1 protein-coding gene and 1 pseudogene are annotated in these 2,075 nt (G+C 67.0%); both read left to right on the forward strand.

The features are described from left to right. Positions 1–1,148 (forward strand): annotated as a pseudogene (gene eccA3 / locus A9X05_RS21710) (type VII secretion system ESX-3 AAA family ATPase EccA3); the annotation flags it as partial. After that, a partial coding sequence (gene eccB, locus A9X05_RS21715) for a type VII secretion protein EccB (RefSeq protein ID WP_067784003.1) occupies positions 1,145–2,075 on the forward strand: 931 nt, incomplete at its 3' end. The pseudogene eccA3 and the gene eccB, both read left to right, overlap by 4 nt.

Genomic DNA, 2,075 nt, shown 5'->3' on the forward strand with positions numbered 1-2,075 from the left:
GGGCGCTGGCCAAGGCGCTGGTGTTGCGGGCGCACGTCGACGAGGAGTCGGCGAGCGAAGTGCTCCAGGATCTGTACGCGGCCCACCCGGAAAACGAACAGATCGAACAGGCCCTGTTGGACACCAGCTTTGGGATCGCGACCACCACCGCGGCGCGGATCGAAGCGCGCACCGACCCCTGGGACCCGGACACCGAGCCCAGCGCGGAGGACTTCGTCGATCCCGCGGCCCACGAGCGCAAGGCCGTGTTGCTGCACGAGGCCGAAGTCCAGCTGGCCGAGTTCATCGGCCTCGACGAGGTCAAGAACCAGGTGTCGCGGCTGAAGAGCTCGGTCGCCATGGAGCTGGTGCGCAAGCAGCGCGGCCTCGCTGTCGCACAGCGCGCCCACCACCTCGTGTTCGCCGGGCCGCCCGGCACCGGTAAGACCACGATCGCCCGCGTGGTCGCCAAGATCTATTGCGGCCTCGGGCTTTTGAAGCGGGAAAACATCCGCGAGGTGCACCGCGCCGACCTGATCGGCCAGCACATCGGCGAGACCGAAGCCAAGACCAACGCGATCATCGACAGCGCACTCGATGGGGTGCTGTTCCTCGACGAGGCCTACGCCCTGGTGGCCACCGGCGCGAAGAACGACTTCGGGCTGGTCGCCATCGACACCCTGCTGGCACGGATGGAGAACGACCGCGACCGGCTGGTGGTGATCATCGCGGGATACCGGGCCGATCTGGACAAGTTCCTGGACACCAACGAGGGTCTGCGTTCCCGATTCACCCGCAACATCGACTTCCCTTCGTACGCACCGTCGGAACTCGTCGAGATCGCGAACAAGATGGCCGAGCAGCGCGACAGCGTCTTCGAACAGGCCGCGCTCGACCACATGGAGGCGTTGTTCACCAAGCTGGCCACCGAGTCGACGCCCGACGCCAACGGAATCTCGCGGCGCAACCTGGACATCGCCGGTAACGGTCGATTCGTCCGCAACATCGTCGAACGCTCCGAGGAGGAGCGCGAATTCCGGCTCGACCATTCGGAGCACGCGGGCACCGGGGAATTCAGTGACGAGGAGCTGATGACGATCACCGACCAAGACGTCGAGAACTCGGTGGAGCCGTTGTTGCGCGGACTCGGGCTGTCGGTGCCGGCATGACGAATCCCGAATCCGACGATCGGCGTTCGTTCGCGTCGCGCACGCCGGTCAACGACAATCCCGACAAGGTCGAGTATCGCCGCGGCTTCGTCACCCGGCACCAGGTCAGCGGCTGGCGGTTCGTGATGCGGCGCATCGCTTCCGGGATCGCCCTGCACGACACCAGGATGCTGGTCGACCCGCTGCGCACCCAGTTGCGCGCGGTGCTGATGGGCGTGGTCCTGCTCGCCACCGGCCTGGCGGGCTGCTTCGTGTTCTCGCTGATCCGTCCCAACGGGACGGTGGGCACCAACGCCGTGCTCGCCGACCGGTCGACGGCCGCCCTGTACGTGCGGGTGGGCGAACAGCTGCATCCGGTGCTCAATCTGACGTCGGCCCGGTTGATCGTCGGTAAGCCCGTCAACCCGACAACGGTGAAAAGCACCGAGCTGGACCGGTTTCCGCGCGGAAACCTGATCGGTATCCCGGGCGCACCGGAGCGCATGGTGCAAAACACCACGCGCGATGCCAACTGGACCGTGTGTGACGGCATCGGCGGGACGGCGCACGCCATCCACAGCACCGGCGTCACGGTGATCGCCGGACGCCCCGACAGCGGCGGTGCCCGCGCGGCGAAACTCGACGCCAAACAGGCCGTCCTGGTCGATAGCGGCAACAGTACCTGGCTCCTCTGGGACGGCAGGCGCAGCCAGCTCAACCTGGCCGATCACGCGGTCACCAACGCGCTTGGCTTGGGACTCAACAACACTGAGGTGCCCGCGCCGCGGCCCATTGCACTGGGATTGTTCAACGCCATCCCCGAAGCGCCGTCGCTGACGGCGCCCGCCATCCCGAACGCCGGCGCGCCGGCTGGCTTCAGCGTGCCTGCGCCGATCGGGGCAGTGGTGGTTTCCTATGCCCTGGAACAGAATTCGTCGGGTGCGCCGC

The sequence above is a fragment of the Mycobacterium sp. E3298 genome, from assembly GCF_001666895.1.
Classification (GTDB): domain Bacteria; phylum Actinomycetota; class Actinomycetes; order Mycobacteriales; family Mycobacteriaceae; genus Mycobacterium.